The following is a 16,893-nucleotide window of genomic DNA, read 5'->3' as shown; positions in this document are numbered from 1 at the left end:
CCGGCATGCCGATGGGCGCTGTGTTGATGATTCGCTCACTCATGGTCACAACTTCTCTTCGGAGGCCTGAACGTAGACGACGCCCTGTCCGGCGCAATGCAACTGCATCGCCTCGCCCGAACCGCGGCCGACCGCGTCGCGCCAGCTGAGGGCCGTCTTCAGCTCGGTTTGCACGTTGCCGTACGCGGCGACGAAGGCCTGCGGGTCGACTACGATCTGCCCGGGGTTCTGGGGGTGTCCCCCAGATGAGCCGAGCGGACCGCCCACTTGCAGTTCCAGGAAGCCGCCGTGCGCCAGCAGCACCGCGGCGCCCGGCCCGGACAGCTGTGTGGTGAACATGCCCTGGCCGGTCAACGCACCGGTCGCGGCACCGCGCAGTGCTCCCATCAGGCCTCCGCCTCCGCCTCCGCCTCCGCCTCCGCCTCCGCCGCCCGAACTCATCACGGAGACAACCGAACTCTGCAACCCGGCAGTATTGGCCAACAGTCGCGAGGCCTCGACACGCAGCGTCGCGCCCTGCTGCATATGCACCACGTGCACTTCCAGGCCCGCGAACCCGTAATGCACCTCGCCGGTCCCCTGCGCCAGCATGGTGCGCTCGTGCTCGCCCGCCATCGCGCGCCCGGCCATCCGCATCAGCCCACCCATGCCGCCCATCCCCTGGGCGCCCGGCACCTGATGCGGAGCAAAGGAAACGTCGCCGGTGTAGAAGAGCATCGCGCCATTTCGAGCGACCACGCCGCCCGCCATCCCGACGTCGACCTTGACGACTTTGCCGTTGACCTTCTCGAACATCGCTCGCCCTACCGTTCCGCCGGCTGGATCAACACCACACCCTGACCGTCCCAGCGCAGCGAGAACGCCTCGCCCGCACCCTGGCCGATCGCGGTCCGCCACGAGATGTCGGTGACGAACGACTGGTTGAGGTTGCCCCGCGCGGCTACGAACGCGTCCGGGTCCACCACCAGTGGATACTGCGGCGACACCTCCAGGTGGATGAGCGGTCCGCCCGCCGCGAGCAGCGCGACCTGCCCCTGCCCGGACACGGTGGTGGTGAACAAGCCCTGGCCGCTGGACGCGCCCCGCAGACCGGCGAAGCGCACGTCGGTGCGTAGATTCCCGACAAAAGCCAGCAGCTGCTGCGACTCCACTTGGAGTGTCTCGTTGTTCAGGTCGACCACCGTGACATGCTGGCCGTTCACCGCGAAGAAGACCCTGCCGTGGCCGGAGCACTCCATCAGCGACAGCTTCTCGCCGGTGGCCCGCCGCTTGAGGCCGGCGAGCACTCCGTCGCCTCCGCCGAAACCGGCCGTCTTGAACTGCACATTGCCTTCGTAGGCGATCATCGAACCGGAGATCGCGCGGAGGCTGGTTCCGGCAAGGTGAGCCTCGATCACCTTCTTCGATTGTTCGAACAATTGCGCCATGAGGGTGTCTTGCCTTCTGTCTCGATCGCCGAACACGGATGTGATTGCCGTACTGCATCTGCGTGCCGTCACACTAACCGATCATTTCGGCGGGTATCCGACCATCGCGGCCGTTACCTACGAGCGGCGGGAAGCGCGTTTCTCGTAGAGTGTCAGGCGAACGCACCGACAAGCGAAGGGTCGAACTTGTCCGCAACACTCGCCAAGGGTCAGAACGGTCCGCTGGCCATGAACGACGTGGTGATCTCCATCCAGCTCACAGCGCCCGCGGATCTGTCCGCGCTATTGGTCACCGAGCGCGGCAAGGTCCGTTCCGACGCGGACTTCGTCTTCTTCAACCAGCCGACCGGCCCTGGCGTGAACCTGCAGCCCGCGCCCGCCGGACAGCCCGCGTCGCTCGCGGTGTCGTTGAACGCGGTGCCTGCCGATATCGACCAGATCCGCGCGGTGATCACGCTGGACGATACGAACAGCAACTTCGGTCGTTTTCCCGCGCCGACCGCGATCGTGTCGGACGCGGCCGGTAATCGGTTGTACGAGTACCGGATCGACGGGCTGAACGCCGAGTCGATCGTGATCGCGCTCGAACTGTACCGACGCCAGGGCGCGTGGAAGGTACGCGCGGTCGGGCAGGGCTACGCGGGTGGGTTCGCCGCTCTGGTCACCGACCACGGCGTATCCGTCGACGACGCACCCGCGCAGGCCGCGCAGGCCCCGCAGCCCGCGCAGGCCCCGCCGCCTCCGCAGCAGCCGCCGGCCTACCCGCCGCCGACCACCCCGGCTTACCCGACGCAGCAGCAGACTCCCCAGTACGGGCCGCCCGGTGCGTACCCGCCGCCGCCCGGTCCCGGTCACCCGCCGCAGGGCGGTCCCGGCTACCCTCCCCCCGGTCCGGGTTACCCGCCGCCGCCGGGTTCGGGAGCCGGTTACCCACCTCCGGGTCAGCCTGTGCCGCAGCAGCCACCGGCCGAGGTCAGTTTGAGCAAGGACCGCGCGGTCAGCCTGGTCAAAGGCCAGCGGGTCACCCTCCGCAAGGAGGGCAACGCGCTGACCTTCGTCAAGATGGGTCTCGGCTGGGACCCGGTGCGCAGCCGCGGCATGTTCGGCAACCGCACGGTCGACATCGACCTCGACGCGGCGGTCATCCTGTTCGCCGACATGAACCCGGTGGACGTCGCCTACTACGGCCAGCTGATCTCCAAGGACGGCTCGATCCGCCACCAGGGCGACAACCTCACCGGTGAGGGTGAGGGCGACGACGAGGTGATCCTGGTCGACCTGACCCGCATCCCGGCGCACGTGACCACGCTGGTGTTCGTCGTGACCTCCTACAAGGGCCACACCTTCGAACAGGTGCAGAATGCGTTCTGCCGTTTGGTCGACGGCGTCAACAACGGTGAACTGGCCAGGTACACGCTGGCGGGCGGCATGCCGTTCACCGGGATGGCGATGGCCAAGCTGTTCCGGGTGGGCAACGACTGGAAACTGCAGGCGCTCGGCGAGGGCATCCAGGCCAAGCATCCCGGTGAGGCGGTGCCGCAGCTCGGCCGGTTCCTCGTGAACGGTTGACCGTGGGCGGCGCGAACAGCTAAGGCAGACAACGTGATTCAGCTGAAGGCCGGTCAGAACATACCGTTGACCGGCGATGTCGTTCGGTTCAGTGCGAAAGCCGGGGCTGCCCTCGATGTTTCCGCGCTGGTGGTCGCGGAGAACCTGAAGGTGTTCTCCGGCGACGATTTCGTCTTCTACAACCAGCCCGCCACGGCGGGGGTCGTGCTGGCCGCCGACGAGGTCACGGTGACCCTCGCCGAAGTGCGTGCCGACGCCGAGGCCGTGCTGCTGGTGGTCAGCGCCGACCCTGCCGCGCCCGCGCGCGCGGAAGGGCTCGGGCCGGTGACCGCGACGCTGTCCGAGAACGGCACCGTGGCAGCCGAATTCGCGATCACGCCGTCGGCCGGGGAGACGGCGCTGATCTGCCTCGAGGTGTACCGGCGCGGCGCCGCCTGGAAGCTGCGTGCCGTCGGCCAGGGCTACGCGGGCGGTCTCGCCGTGCTGCTCACGGCACACGGTGTGGAGGTCGACGGCGAGTCGCCGCAGAGCAGGCCCGCACAGCCCGGTCCGGGGACGCACACGATGACCGGCTCCATGGTGGGCGATGCGCGGAGCGCAGGGGGTGCGCCGCTGGAGGTCGGACATGGGCTGGACCGCCTGTGGATGGTCTTCGAGGACGCCGCGCGATCGGCTGCCGCGTTGGTCTCCGCGCGGGAGTACGCGGCCAAGCGGCTGGATCACGAACTGTCGCTCGCTGTTTCCGATCCGGCGACCAGGAACACCCCGGTGGCCGAGGAAGCCCGCCGCGCCGCGCAGAAACGCAATGACGAGCTGATCGCCACCGCCGAGCACAACCACCAGCGCGATACCGAGCAGCTGATGCGCGAACTCGCCGACGCCGACCAGGTGCTGCCGCCGTCGCTGGCGTCCTGGGACGCACCCGCCTGGGACAAGCCGGTCGCACCGAGCGACGGCCTTCGGCTCGGTGAGCTCTACGCGATCGACCGCGGGCCGCTGCGGATTCCGTATTGCGTTCCGGTGCCGCTGAATCGTCCGCTGTGGATCGATACCGAGTCGACCCGCGCGGTCGCGCCTGTGGTCGGCGCGTTGCTCGCGCGACTGCTCGCCGCGGCGCCGGAGCGACGGGCGCTGGTCGACATCATCGACCTCACCGACGCGTTCAGCGGGTTCACCAGCCTGCTCGCGCCGGTGCTGAACGGACCACCGATCACCGATCACAGCGATATCTCGGCGCGGTTGCAGGCATTGGTCGACGCTGCCGAACTCGCTGAATTGGCCTACACCAGTGGCGCTTTCACCCCGCCCAGCGAGCATCGTGTGCTGCTGGCCGCGGATTTCCCACACGGATACCAGACCTCGGACGCACAGCGGATCGGTACGCTGATCACGCGTGGTGACCTGATCGGATTGTCCACGGTGATCGTCGGGACCAACGAATCCGACTCGACCGACACGACGGTGGCGATGCTCTCGCAGTCCTGCAGGCACCTGCCCGCCGTCGGCGGAACCCCGTTGTTCGATCCATGGACCGGCAGCGCGTGGCAGCTGGATCTGGACATGTTGCCGCAGGAGCCGGAACGACAGGCGCGCTTCATGCGCACCCGGTGAGCGCTCAGCCGCGCGTGAGCGCCACGCGCGGGCGCAGGTGCTCGGGCAGCCAGGGCAGCAGTGGATCGGGCATACGGTCGACGATGCCGCCGACCGGGTCGTCGACGTAGTCGCGCCGCACCAGGTCTTCCTCTGGACGATAGATCTGGCGGACGATCACAGCGCACAAGGCGACCACCGCGAGGTCACGTAGCGCCACGGTGCCGGTGAACCACTGCTCGGGCAGGCCCTTGTGGTCCAGGCCGAGGTAGTAGAACATGCGTGGCACCCAGACCAGCGCGTCGATGGTCATCCAGGCCAGCAGGACACGCCGGTGCGGCAACGCGAGCACAGCCAGCGGGACCAGCCACAGCGAATACTGCGGGCTCCACACCTTGTTCGTCAGCAGGAACGCCGCGACCACCAGGAAGCACAGTTGCGCAAGGCGCGGCCGCTGCGGCGCGGTGAGGCCGATGTAGCCGATCAGCCCGCACGCCACGACGAACACCAACAGCGAGACCGCGTTCAGGATGACGGGCTGCTGCGCGTAGTCGAGCGCCCCGTCGAAGCCTGGCCAGTCGGTGAACGACTTGATCACGTTGTAGATCGAGTCCGGATCGGCGTGCCGGGTGGTATTGAGCCGGAAGAACTCTCGCCATCCGCTCGGGTACAGCGCGGCGATCGGCAGATTCACCGCCACCCAGGTGGTCAGCGCCGCGACGACCGTGACGATCGCGGCGCCGAGCGGGCGGGTGCTGAGAAACTGGACACGGTACGGGGTCTCCCGTACCCACGTCATGGCGGTGGCCCAGCAGTCGATATCGCGGATGCGCAGGCCGAGGTGGGTGCGCGGCGTGCGCTGCATCGGGTCTGCGCGCAGGCACAGCACGAGGATGGGTCCGAGTAGCAGCAGTGGATACAGTTTGGCGGCACCGCCGAGCCCGAGCAGCAGCCCGGCGAGCACGGGTTTGCGCCGGGCCCAGGCGAGCAGACCGGTCGCGGCGAAAGCCGTTGCGAGGGCGTCGAAATTGGTGAACGCGTGCGCGATCACCAGGGGCGAGCAGGCGACCAGCGCCGCGTCCCAGATTCGCCGACCTGCCAGCAGAGCGGTCGCCCCGACGGTGACCAGCCAAGCCATCGCGAGGCCGAACGCGACGACGTTGAAGTAGATGACCACCTGCAGCGCGCCAGGCAATGGCGAAGCGTCCCAGCTCTTGGCGATCCGCATCGAGAGATACTGGTACAGGCCCGAGAGCACCGGGTATTCCATGTACCGTGTCTCCAGGCCACCGTCTGGAGTCGACTCGGTCCACTGCTTCTTATACGGGAAGGCGCCTTCGTTCAGCCGTTCCGCACCGTAGAGCGGGACAGTGTCCGAATAGCACATGGCCACGTACTGGCGGCCGTCGCTCCAGTCGAGGGTCAGGCCGCCATCCGCGCCGGTGGTCTGCTGGATGCAGCCCGCCTTGCCGAACCAACCGAGCGCGAGGAACACCACCGCGAACGCCATCAGCACCCGCATCGGCGTCCAGAACCGCGCCCGCCCGATCAGGGCGTGATCACCGACCGGCCCCCCGACAACCGTGGACAGCTGGGCGGTCAGCGAATCGTTGCGGCTCGGCCGATCTCGCGCGTCCGCCGACCGCAGATCCGGCGCGAGCGGGCCAGGGGCGACATAATACGGACCGTCGGAAGACGTCCTACTCGTCTGCGGCACGCTCCCGTTCATCCGCTGGTTCACCAGTTCCTGATCGGTCACGGCACCCGAGGCTACCTGGAGCGCGGCTCTTGGTTCGGAGCGAGCCGTCGTCGCTCATCCATGCGAAGGCAGACCATGCAATGCATATTACCTTCCGAAAGCATTTCGCGGATGTTAGGGTTCGTTCGATCGGTACTCATTGCGGGAGCGTCGATCATTCGATAAAAGGGGTGGGTATGTTCACGAAATTCATTGTTTCAGTGGCTGTTGCCGGTGCGGCTCTGATCGGATTTGCCGGCAATGTCGCGGCCGGGCAACCGTCTTACGCGGACTGCCTGAACGGGAAGGGGGTGGCGGACAAATGCGTCCAGATATCGGATGGCTCGTGGATTGTCCTGCGTGGCTACTGGCAGTTTACCGATTGCTTGAGTGATGCCGGTGCGCTGGAGCGATGCTATCAGGATCCCAATGGCTTCTGGTACAAGACGCCTCAGTGAATTCGAACATTCTTGACGGTCGTAATCGGACTGAACAATGCTGGTCAGGACTGACTCGCTTCGCATGACGGCATTGTTGGCGATTGCCTGGTTCCGGTAGGGCAGTTGCGTAAAAATATTGACATGATCCCCGGTCCGGCATATAGCGCGGACCGGGGATCATTTCGTTATGACGAAGCCGCATTATGGTAAGGCAGCCGACATCGACTTAGTCGAGTCGGACTTATCTGCCGCGAGTCGGCGGAGTTCCGTCCTGACCTGAGTTGCCGTTATTGCCTGGCCGGGGTGCGCCGGTGACGGTCGGCGATGAGCCGTCCGTCGGTGCGACCGGCTGACCGGGAAGCGGGCCAGGGCCCTCGTCACGCTGTTGCGAGCGCTGCTGCTGCGGCGCGGGTTGGATGCCGGGGACCGGGACGATGACGCCGGGGAAGATCTCCACCTGAGTCGGCGCGACCACGACCGGAGGCAGGAGCGGCGAATCGACGGCGGACGGCGGAGTGTAGGGCGCCGTCCACTCCGGGACACCGGCCTGGCCCTTGATCGGCGCGGGCTTCGGGAAGGTCTCGTTGGTGGTGCCCTGCAGGGCACCGTCCATCGTGGCCTTCCAGATGTCCGAAGGCAGGCCCGAGCCGTAGACCATGCCGCCGCTGTAGTTGCGCAGCGGATCGCCCTGCTCGGTGCCGACCCAGACCGCAGTCGCCAACGACGGGGTGTAGCCGACCATCCACGCGTCTCGGTTCTCACCGGTGTCACCGAGCTGAGCGGTGCCGGTCTTGGCGGCCGACTCGCGGCCGCCCGCGAGGTTGTGGTTGCGCGACCAAGCCGCGATGGGTTTCATCGCCGCGGTCACATTGTCGGCCACCGCGGCTGACACGCGTTGCTCGCCCGCTACCTCACCGCGATCGAGCAGCACCTGGCCGTCGGCGGAGACCACCTTCTGCACGAAATGCGGTGCGTGGTAGACGCCGGAGGCCGCCAAGGTCGCGTAGGCAGAAGCCATGTCGAGCGGGCGGGTCTGGTACTGACCGAGCACGATGCCGTTGTTGGGGCCGGAGCCGTCCGGCTCGGTGAGCGTCTTGCCGACGCCCGGAATGGTGTCCGGGATGCCGAGCTTGTGCGCCATATCGGCGATCTTCCGCGGGCCGTTCTGCATATCTATCTGCATACGGTAGAAGCTGGTGTTCAGCGACCGCTTCAGCGCCTCGGCGATGGTGCACATGCCGCATTGCTCGCCCTCGACGTTGGTGATCTTGATGCCGTTCACGGTGATCGGCGAGCTGTCGTACATCTGCGAGAGCGGGATGCCGAGCTCCAGGTTCTCGGCGAGGCCGAAGACCTTGAACGAGGAACCGGGCATCAGACCAGCATTGGCGAAGTCGTAGCCCTGGCCGTCGTTGCCGCCGTAGTACGCGCGCACCGCGCCGGTGCGCGGATCCACCGAGACGACGGCGGTGCGCAGGTGGTCCGGTTCGCCTTCCAGCTTCTTGGTCGCCGCGTCGACGGCCGACTGCTGGGCCTTCGGGTCGATCGTGGTGGTGATCTCGAGACCAGCGGTGTTCATCTGCTGCTCGCTGATGCCCGCGGCCGCCAACTCCTTGAGCACCTGCGTCTTGATCAGGCCCTCCGGACCGCTGTCCAAGCCCTTGTCCTTGGTCGAGGTGACCGGGACGACCTGCGGGAACTGCTGGCTCTGCCGCTCCGGCGCGGACAGGTTGCCGCCGGCGACCATGCCGTCGAGCACGTAGTTCCAGCGAGTCTTCGCGCCCTCCGGATTCTTCTCCGGATCCAGACCGGACGGCTGCTGGATGGTGGCGGCGAGCACCGCGCCCTCGGCTACGGTCAGCTCCTGTACCGGTTTGCCGAAGTAGGCCTTGGCGGCGGCGTCGATGCCGTACGCGCCTCGGCCGAAGTAGATGGTGTTGAGGTAGGCGGCGAGGATCTCGTCCTTGCTCCACTGCCGCGCCATCTTGGCCGAGATGACCAGCTCATGCATCTTGCGTGAGAGCGAGCGCTCGTCACCGACCAGCGCGTTCTTCACATACTGCTGGGTGATCGTGGAACCACCGCCTGCGCTCTCCCTACCGAGGACGTTGTCCCTGGCGGCGCGCGCGAAGCCGGAGATCGAGAAGCCGGGATTGGTGTAGAAGTCCCGGTCCTCGGCCGCGATCACCGCATTGCGCACATGTGGCGGGATCTGGTCGATCGAGACGTCGGTCCGGTTGCCTTCCGGCGGGACGACTTTGCTGATCACTGTGGTGCCGTCGGTCGCGAGGATGGTCGCGACCTGATTTGTCTTCAAGTCACCGGGCTGCGGCACCGACACCGTCGTGTACGCGGCCAGGAAGATGCCGCTGGGCACCAGGATGGCCAGTACGAGGCAAACGTAGATGGTTCGGCGGACGATGCGCCATGGCGACTTCTTCTTCTGCGCGGGGCGACGCCTGCCCGGCCCGTCGGAGCCGTCGCCGCTGCCGCCGCCGCGGCGCGGAGGCGGACCGGATGGCGGGCCGCCTGCGGTCTGCCTGCGTTCGCCGGTTGTGCCGTTGCCCGGGACGCGACGGGCCGTACGGTCCACACCGGGGCGCGGGCCGGTGGCCGGATTCGGTCCGGTGGCTGGACCGCGCCGGTTTCGCTCGGCCACCGCCTCGGTCAGCGAACCGGGGCGTTGGATCTTCTGGGTTTCCTGGCGGCCTGAGGGCGCGCCGCGATTCGGCTGCGGTGGACGGCCCTGCTGCGGAGGAACGCCGTGCGGCGGAGGGCCGGGACGACGCGGCGGCTGCGGCCCGCGCGGATCGCCCGGGATCGGTCCGCCGGGGCGCGGACCGGGCGGCGGGCCCGGCCGGGCGCCGGGCGGGGGCCCAGGACGGGGGTTCTGGTACGGGTCAGGACCTGGATGTGAACTCCGTTGAGTACGGCCGCCATGCGGTTCATCGCCGTAGGGGGAAGTCTCGTAGGGCGAATTCACTGACAAGATCTCCATAACTCGTAACGGTCGAGGTGGCTAGCGGTCGTACGCATCGCGGCAGACGCGTACCGGCTCCGCGAGTCACCCGACGGGCTGATGACCAGGTATTTCATTCGGCGGCAGTGCGCCGGTTCGCTCGCGTCCCCTGGCGGCGGCGCGACGGCGCAGGCGTGGTGCCGAGCACATAGGACTGCACCAGATGATTCCAGCTGCAGGACCGGCATACCTCGACGACATGCACCGAGAACTCCTCGCGAGTCTCGGCGAGGCGCATGAGCTCTTCGGGCGTGCGAGCCGATCCAGCCACCGGTCCGAGGCCGTCGCCGTAGACCCAGGATACGAGCGTCAGCTGTTCCTTCCGGCAGATGGGGCATGTGACCTCGCTCCCCCGGCCGTGGAATTTCGCCGCCCGCAGTAGGTAAGGGTTGGCATCACACACCTCGGCGACATCGACACGGCCCGCATAGACGTCAGCCAGCAGCGACCGGCGCCGGAGGGCGTAGTCGACCACTTGCCGCTGAATTCGCACGAGAACCAGAGTAGCGGTGTTGCAATCCCCCCGCCCCGGGCTGTGCAGATTGGCTGGTTTAAATGCGCGCTCGAACGGGCATCAGGCGCCCAGTCGGACTACGATTCGGCTGTGTCCACCGCGACATCAGGGCGCACACGAGCGCGTGATCTCGACGGCGCCAACGCGTCGGGTCTGCTGGATGCCGCCTATGCCGAAGGACAGCTCGGCGCCGACGAGTACCACGACCGAATGGCGCAGGCCGCGGCCGCGAAGACGAGCGAACTGCATGGACTCCACCGCCGATCCGCAGACGCCGACCGCCGCGCGGGAACTTGGCGCCGACCGGCCGTCGATGACGCGAAAAGCGTTGGGCCACGCCCGATCTACCGGAAGTTATCCTCGTCACACGACGGCGCGCGATGCCGATCGAGCCACCACCCGGGAGCTGATAGACCTCGCCCGTGCCGATGGTCAGCTGTCCGAGGAAGAGCACGATCCGCTCATCGAACTCGCGGGCGAGGCGCGCACGCTGGGGGATCTGGCCGACTTGGTCGCCGACCTGCAACGGCCCGCGACCACCGCGCCCACACCGCCGCCGCTGGTCGGCCTCGGTCCGGTCTGAAGATCTCGGTGCAGAACAAGAGCGGCGCGTTCGGGCACTTGACGGTCACCTTCACGGGCGAGCCCCTTCGGGTCTCCCTGCCCCCCTCGCTGACACCCTCACGTAATCCGCACATTGGTGACCACAAGCTGCCACCCAGCACAACCACTTCGGCCCAACCCCCGATTCCGAGCAGCGAGACCGAGCAATCCCCCGTTCGCGGCCTGGGCCACAAGGGGCCGCGAACGGAAATGCCGCAGGCGCGGCCGAACAAACACAGCCGCAAACACCGGGTGCCACAGCTGCCACTCAGCGCATCCAGATCGGCCCGACATCCGGTTCCGAGCGCAGCGAGACCGAGCATTCCCCGTTCGCGGCCCGGCTCGCGTCCGAGCGGCTGCTGCGTCCGCGACGAAGTCGCCAGCAGCGGTCGCTCGGACGCGAGCCAATAGGGGCCGCGAACACGCCGCGGCGCAGCCGCGGCCGAACAAACACAGCCGCGGCCAAACAAACACTGCACAGATGTATCGTTCCGATATAGTGGAAAGTCGCATCCATCGGTTAGGTCTGGACATAGTCAGGTGGTGAAGCCCGGTGCTCGAACTGGCGATTCTCGGGCTGCTCCTCGAATCGCCCATGCACGGTTACGAGCTGCGCAAGCGGTTGACGGGCCTGCTCGGCGCGTTTCGGGCCTTCTCCTACGGGTCGCTCTACCCGACGCTGCGCCGCATGCAGGCGGACGGGCTGATCGCCGAGGAGATGCCGGCGGGCGCGACGACACGCCGTGCGCGCCGCGTTTACCAACTGACTCCGACCGGCCGGGAGCGGTTCAGCGATTTGCTCGCCGACACCGGACCGCAGAATTACACCGACGACGGCTTCGGCGTTCACCTCGCCTTCTTCAGTCGCACCCCCGCGGAAGCGCGGATGCGAATTCTGGAGGGCAGGCGGCGTCAGGTCGAGGAGCGCCGAGAGGGGCTTCGGGAGGCGATCAAGAAGGCCAGCGGGTCATTGGATCGCTACACCCGGCAGCTCCATCAACTCGGACTCGAATCAAGCGAGCGCGAAGTGCGCTGGCTGAACGAGTTGATTGCGGCGGAGCAATCGACGAAGGCGGCACCACAGAAAGAGGGAAATATCGGCCATGAGTGACGTCAATAAGGCTGACAACGCCACAGAAGTTCGCGTCGCCATCGTAGGTGTGGGCAACTGCGCCTCCTCGCTGGTCCAGGGCGTGCAGTACTACAAGGACGCGGACGAGTCCACGACGGTTCCCGGTCTGATGCACGTGAGGTTCGGGCCATACCATGTCCGCGACGTCACGTTCGTTGCCGCGTTCGACGTGGACGCGAAGAAGGTCGGCTTCGATCTGGCCGAGGCGATCTTCGCCAGCGAGAACAACACGATCAAGATCTCCGACGTGCCGCCGAGCGACGTCGTTGTGCAGCGCGGCCCCACCCTGGACGGCATCGGCAAGTATTACGCGGAGACCATCGAGCTGTCCGAGGCCGAACCGGCCGACGTGGTGCAGGTCCTGAAGGACAACAACGTCGACGTGCTGGTGTCCTACTTGCCGGTGGGCTCGGAGGAGGCCGACAAGTTCTACGCGCAGTGCGCCATCGATGCGGGCGTCGCCTTCGTCAACGCGTTGCCGGTGTTCATCGCCTCCGACCCGGTGTGGGCGGAGAAGTTCACCAAGGCCGGCGTCCCGATCGTCGGCGACGACATCAAGAGCCAGGTCGGCGCGACCATCACCCACCGTGTGATGGCCAAGCTGTTCGAAGACCGCGGCGTGCAGCTCGATCGCACCATGCAGCTCAATGTCGGCGGCAACATGGACTTCAAGAACATGCTCGAGCGCGAGCGCCTGGAGTCGAAGAAGATCTCCAAGACCCAGGCCGTCACAAGCAACCTGAAGAAGGAGCTCGGCGCCAACGACGTGCACATCGGCCCGTCCGACCACGTCGGCTGGTTGGACGACCGCAAGTGGGCCTACGTCCGCCTGGAGGGCCGCGCCTTCGGTGACGTGCCGCTGAACCTGGAGTACAAGCTCGAGGTGTGGGACTCGCCGAACTCGGCGGGCATCATCATCGACGCGGTCCGCGCGGCGAAGATCGCCAAAGACCGCGGCATCGGCGGACCGGTCATCCCGGCCTCGGCCTACCTGATGAAGTCGCCGCCCAAGCAATTGGCCGACGACATCGCCCGCACCCAGCTCGAGGCGTTCATCATCGGCGCGGATTAATTCACCGCACTATCTCATGAGGAAGTCGGCCGGAGGCGAAATGCCTTCGGCCGACTTCTCCAGGTCCGTCAGATTTCCGCCCAGGGGTGAATTCAGTCCAGCGAGACGTATACCTCTACCGATGCAGGCCCGGTGTAGCGCTCGATCTCGGCGGTGTGTGAGCGGGTGATGGTTCCCGCGTTCTCCGCCTTCGCGACCTGGGCCCATGCGGTGCGCAGCAGGTCGTAGGGTTTGTCCGAGACGACGAACCGCGCATAGCGGCCCTGCGGGATGATGGTGAGCACGTCACCCGCGTCCATGTCCGTCATGGCCGCGACCTCGTAGCCGAGCACGGCGACGGCATGGTCGTTCTGGTCGATATAGGCGGCCACCCTCGGCACGTTCTTATCCCGCGCCAGGTACCGGTCCCAGGTGAAGTTCACCAGGTCGAGGTCGCGCGCGGTCACCTCGCGGCCGGCGAGCGGAATGGTGAGTCCCGCGACCATGCTCTGGTCCAAAGTGACGATCTCGAAATCCACAGCCCGTTCCTACCCGTTGACCTGATCGTCTGCCATTGCCACGAAGACTTCCACCGTGCGGGCGTCGGGATAATGCTCCCAGTCGCCGGTATAGGCACGCACGAGTCGGCCTGCGGCCTCGGCGTCCCAGACCGCCCGCCAGATGCTCACGATGGTGTCGCCTAAGTTGTCCCCGCTGGCGATGAACCGGGCGAACCTGCCGCCGGGCACCCGGGCGAGCACGTCACCAGGCAGCAAATCGGCAAGGCCGTGGCAGCGGTAGCCGACGATATGGGTCAGGTACGAGTTGATCTCCGGCGCATGGTCGACGTATGCCGTGGTCGGCGGTCCGGGCAGCTTGCGAGCCAGATTGCGCTTCCACGCCTCTTCGACTCTCGCGCGGCGCGGCCCCTCGACCGCGAGCGCGGGGCTGCGAAGCACTGTTCCCGCCACCAGCGTCTCGGGTTGGTCAACGACATTGAAATCCACCGGCGTAGCCCCTATGTCTCGTCTTCCGTCGTCGCTCGAGCGCATATCCTCCCGCATCGTTCCCGGGGTATCGACGTCGGCCTGTTTCCGACGCACTCGCTGTTCGCTCTCACTCTGGCAAACGATGCTGCCATGTCATGCGTTCCCCCGGGCCACGGAAGGTCACAGCATCATCGCTATCCCGGCACGGGGATGCTCAGCCCGGGGAAAATCTCGACTTCCTTCGGCGCTTCGGTGGTCGGCGGGACGACGACGGCGGGTTCGCGCGCTGACGTCTGCGGCGGGTTCAGGATGTCGTAGGCGCCGCCGGAGGGCTTGCTCTGAAGTGGCTGCGCCGGGCTCGGCGTGCCAGGGAACTGCTCGACCAGGGTGCCGTCCAGCGCGTCGTCCATCACCTGCTTCCAGATATCGGCGGGCAGCCCCGAGCCGTAGATGTCGCTGCCGCGCGCGGTGCGGATCGGCTCCGACTGCTCGGTGCCGATCCACACCGCCGTGGACAGCGAGGGCGTAAAGCCGATCATCCACGCGTCCTTGTTCAGGTCGGTCTCGCCGAGCTGCGTGGTTCCGGTCTTGGCGGCCGAGGGGCGGTCGGCCGCCAGAGCGTGCCCGTTGGAGTAGGCAGCGATCGGGGTCATCGCCTGGATGGTGTTCTCCGCGATCGCGCGCGGGATGCGTTGCTGTCCCGGCGGCATCTGCTTGCCGACCTGCTGGTCGGGCGCGCCGCGATCCAGCAGCACGTGGCCGTCGGCGGTCGCCACCCGCTGCACGAAGTACGGCTGGTGGTAGACGCCCGACGCGCCGACCGTGGCGTAGGCCGAAGCCATGTCGATGGGACGGACCACGTATTGGCCGAGAACGACGCCGTTCAGCGGCTCTCCGCCGTCCTCGGCCAGGGTCTTGCCCGCGACACCGGGGATCTCCTCCGGGATGCCCGCCGCGTGCGCCGCGTCGGCGATCGACTGTGGCCCGTCGGACATCGACATGGTCAGCCGATAGAAGCTGGTGTTCAGCGAGCGCTTCAGCGCCTCGGCCATGGTGCACTTGCCGCACGACTCGCCGTCGACGTTGGTGATCCTGACGCCGTCGTCGGTCAGCGGGGAGCTGTCCAGCATGCGGGTCAGCGGAATGCTCTGCTGCTGCGCGGCGATCACCGCGAAGATCTTGAACGCCGACCCGGTCTGCAGCGGCGCCTGGGCGAAGTCGTAGCCGATGCCGTCGTCGCCGCCGAAGTACGCGCGCACCGCGCCGGAGCGCGGGTCGACCGACACCACCGAGGCGCGTAGCTGCGGCGGCTGCGAAGCCAGCCGGTCGTGCACCGCGCCGAGCACCGCCTGCTGGGTCCTGGCGTCGATAGTGGTGGTGATCTTCAGTGCGCCGGTGTTCAGCTCGCGCTCGCTGATGCCGGAGGCGCGCAGCTCGCGCAGCACTTGGTTGCGGATCAGTCCCTCCGGACCGCGGGCCACACTCTCGTCGGGGATCTCCGCGATCGAAATGATCGAAGGGAACACCACCGCGTCGCGATCGCCCGGTGCGAGCACACCCATCTCGACCATGCCATCGAGCACGTATGCCCAGCGGCGCTTCAGGTCCGCGAGATGGGTCTCCGGATCCAGGATCGACGGCGTCCTGATCAGCGCCGCGATCACCGCGCCCTCGGCGAGGGTCAGCTGGTTCACCGGCTTGTCGAAGTAGGCCCGTGCCGCCGCGGCGATCCCGTAAGAGGCGCGGCCATAGTAGATGGTGTTGAGGTAGGCCGCGAGGATGTCGTCCTTGCTCCACTGCCGCGCCATCTTCGCCGCGATGACCAGCTCGCGCATCTTGCGCGTGACCGTGCGTTGGGAGCCGAGGAAGGCATTCTTCACATATTGCTGGGTGATCGTGGAGCCGCCGCCCGCGTCGTCGCGCCCGAGCACATTGTCGCGGACGGCGCGCAGGAAGCCGGAGCTCGAGTAGCCGGGATTGGTGTAGAAGTTGCGATCCTCGGCGGAGAGCACCGCGTCGCGTACCGGCCGCGGCACCTCCGACAGCGGGACCGGGGTCCGATTGCCTTCCGGCGGAATGACCTTCGCGATCACGGTGCTGCCGTCGGCGGCCAGGATGGTGGCGGTTTGATTCGTCTGCATCGCGGCCGGGTCCGGTATCTCCGCGCTCCAGTACACGAGCACCGACATCAGCGCAGGAACCACGCCGAAAAGGATGAACAAGGCCAGCAGCAGCCGACGGAAGCGTTCACCTCTGCCGGCCGGCCGCCGATTCGGATCTGGTGCCGGTCGTGGGGCGGGAGGTCGCGACTTTCGGCGAGTTGCCTTCTGCTCGCGTATCGCTCGGGCGTCCCGGTTCGGCGCCTTCGGCCGTTCGCTCCAGCCCGCGATCGAGGCATACGGTGCGGTCGGGGGAGTGCCCTTGGAGCCGCGCCTAGGCTCTCGCGGTTTGCGGAACGAGCTCACGATCATCTCCTCCCAGAGCGTCGGACAACACCTGCACACACGATCGGAAACGAGCTGTGTTTATTTTGCAGCGCCTGCGGCGCTGCCTGTTCGCGGCCCCCTCTTGGCTCGCGTCCGAGCGGGCGAGACTCGCGACTGTGTCGCATGCGCTTCGCCCGCTCGGACGCGAGCCGGGCCGCGAACGGTGCTCGTAAGACTCGCACTTCGGCGGGGGTTGGTGGGGTGAAAACGGGCGGTATGTTTTTGCGGTGGGTCGGTAGAATGGTGGCGCTTTCGTGCAGGTGGGCTTGTAGTGCGGTGAATGGACGGGTCGTTGGGGCGTTGACCGGAGTCTTTCCACCCCTGGCGATTGTGTC

Annotated in this window: 14 protein-coding genes and 1 pseudogene; 7 read left to right on the top strand and 8 right to left on the bottom strand. The window is 67.1% G+C overall.

Annotation, left to right across the window (positions count from 1 at the left end):
• Window positions 1-45: 45 nt before the first annotated feature.
• Complete coding sequence (locus tag OHB12_RS24365; protein WP_327110967.1) at window positions 46-795, bottom strand: AIM24 family protein; 750 nt, start codon at window positions 793-795, stop codon at window positions 46-48.
• A gap of 8 nt (window positions 796-803) precedes the next feature.
• Complete coding sequence (locus OHB12_RS24360; protein ID WP_327110965.1) at window positions 804-1,427, bottom strand: AIM24 family protein; 624 nt, start codon at window positions 1,425-1,427, stop codon at window positions 804-806.
• A 186-nt stretch (window positions 1,428-1,613) separates the two neighbouring features.
• Between OHB12_RS24360 and OHB12_RS24355 the strand changes: the two genes are divergently transcribed.
• Together OHB12_RS24355 and OHB12_RS24350 are read left to right on the top strand one after the other, a co-directional pair.
• Window positions 1,614-2,996 carry a TerD family protein gene (locus tag OHB12_RS24355; protein WP_327110963.1) on the top strand — a complete coding sequence of 461 codons (1,383 nt, stop codon included), beginning with the start codon at window positions 1,614-1,616 and terminating at the stop codon, window positions 2,994-2,996.
• 33 nt (window positions 2,997-3,029) lie between these two features.
• Window positions 3,030-4,607: a TerD family protein gene (locus tag OHB12_RS24350; RefSeq protein WP_327110961.1), complete on the top strand. Its 1,578-nt coding sequence runs from the start codon at window positions 3,030-3,032 to the stop codon at window positions 4,605-4,607.
• 4 nt (window positions 4,608-4,611) lie between these two features.
• Here the strand turns inward: OHB12_RS24350 and OHB12_RS24345 are convergent, their stop codons facing one another.
• Complete coding sequence (locus OHB12_RS24345) at window positions 4,612-6,315, bottom strand: glycosyltransferase family 87 protein (RefSeq protein WP_327121387.1); 1,704 nt, start codon at window positions 6,313-6,315, stop codon at window positions 4,612-4,614.
• 206 nt (window positions 6,316-6,521) lie between these two features.
• Here OHB12_RS24345 and OHB12_RS24340 point away from each other — a divergent pair, with 206 nt between their 5' ends.
• Window positions 6,522-6,782, top strand: coding sequence for a hypothetical protein (locus OHB12_RS24340; RefSeq protein WP_327110959.1), 261 nt, complete (start codon window positions 6,522-6,524; stop codon window positions 6,780-6,782).
• Between the two features lie 223 nt (window positions 6,783-7,005).
• Here OHB12_RS24340 and OHB12_RS24335 read toward each other — a convergent pair whose 3' ends face one another.
• A complete protein-coding gene (locus tag OHB12_RS24335) occupies window positions 7,006-9,357 on the bottom strand; it encodes a transglycosylase domain-containing protein (RefSeq protein ID WP_442800128.1) in 2,352 nt (783 codons plus the stop codon).
• Window positions 9,358-9,856: 499 nt separating this feature from the next.
• Window positions 9,857-10,276 carry a DUF5318 domain-containing protein gene (locus OHB12_RS24330; RefSeq protein WP_327110957.1) on the bottom strand — a complete coding sequence of 140 codons (420 nt, stop codon included), beginning with the start codon at window positions 10,274-10,276 and terminating at the stop codon, window positions 9,857-9,859.
• 42 nt (window positions 10,277-10,318) lie between these two features.
• Here OHB12_RS24330 and OHB12_RS24325 point away from each other — a divergent pair.
• From OHB12_RS24325 to OHB12_RS24310, 4 genes and pseudogenes are all read left to right on the top strand, one after another.
• Window positions 10,319-10,525, top strand: a pseudogene (locus OHB12_RS24325) (DUF1707 domain-containing protein); the annotation flags it as partial.
• A 19-nt stretch (window positions 10,526-10,544) separates the two neighbouring features.
• A complete protein-coding gene (locus OHB12_RS24320) occupies window positions 10,545-10,880 on the top strand; it encodes a DUF1707 SHOCT-like domain-containing protein (protein WP_327110956.1) in 336 nt (111 codons plus the stop codon).
• A 573-nt stretch (window positions 10,881-11,453) separates the two neighbouring features.
• Window positions 11,454-12,011 carry a PadR family transcriptional regulator gene (locus OHB12_RS24315; protein ID WP_327110954.1) on the top strand — a complete coding sequence of 186 codons (558 nt, stop codon included), beginning with the start codon at window positions 11,454-11,456 and terminating at the stop codon, window positions 12,009-12,011.
• A complete protein-coding gene (locus OHB12_RS24310; RefSeq protein WP_327110951.1) occupies window positions 12,004-13,104 on the top strand; it encodes an inositol-3-phosphate synthase in 1,101 nt (366 codons plus the stop codon). The genes OHB12_RS24315 and OHB12_RS24310 overlap by 8 nt, the downstream gene beginning before the upstream one ends.
• Window positions 13,105-13,196: 92 nt before the next feature.
• On the opposite strand, the gene OHB12_RS24305 is transcribed toward OHB12_RS24310, so the two are convergent.
• From OHB12_RS24305 to OHB12_RS24295, 3 genes are all read right to left on the bottom strand, one after another.
• Window positions 13,197-13,622 carry a GyrI-like domain-containing protein gene (locus OHB12_RS24305; RefSeq protein WP_327110949.1) on the bottom strand — a complete coding sequence of 142 codons (426 nt, stop codon included), beginning with the start codon at window positions 13,620-13,622 and terminating at the stop codon, window positions 13,197-13,199.
• A gap of 9 nt (window positions 13,623-13,631) precedes the next feature.
• A complete protein-coding gene (locus tag OHB12_RS24300) occupies window positions 13,632-14,090 on the bottom strand; it encodes a GyrI-like domain-containing protein (protein WP_327110948.1) in 459 nt (152 codons plus the stop codon).
• Window positions 14,091-14,266: 176 nt separating this feature from the next.
• Window positions 14,267-16,543 carry a transglycosylase domain-containing protein gene (locus OHB12_RS24295; RefSeq protein WP_442799839.1) on the bottom strand — a complete coding sequence of 759 codons (2,277 nt, stop codon included), beginning with the start codon at window positions 16,541-16,543 and terminating at the stop codon, window positions 14,267-14,269.
• Window positions 16,544-16,893 lie beyond the last annotated feature (350 nt).

The sequence above is a fragment of the Nocardia sp. NBC_01730 genome, from assembly GCF_035920445.1.
GTDB lineage: Bacteria > Actinomycetota > Actinomycetes > Mycobacteriales > Mycobacteriaceae > Nocardia.
Note: the sequence above shows the minus strand (reverse complement) of the source record. Positions and strands in the feature narration are given on the sequence as shown.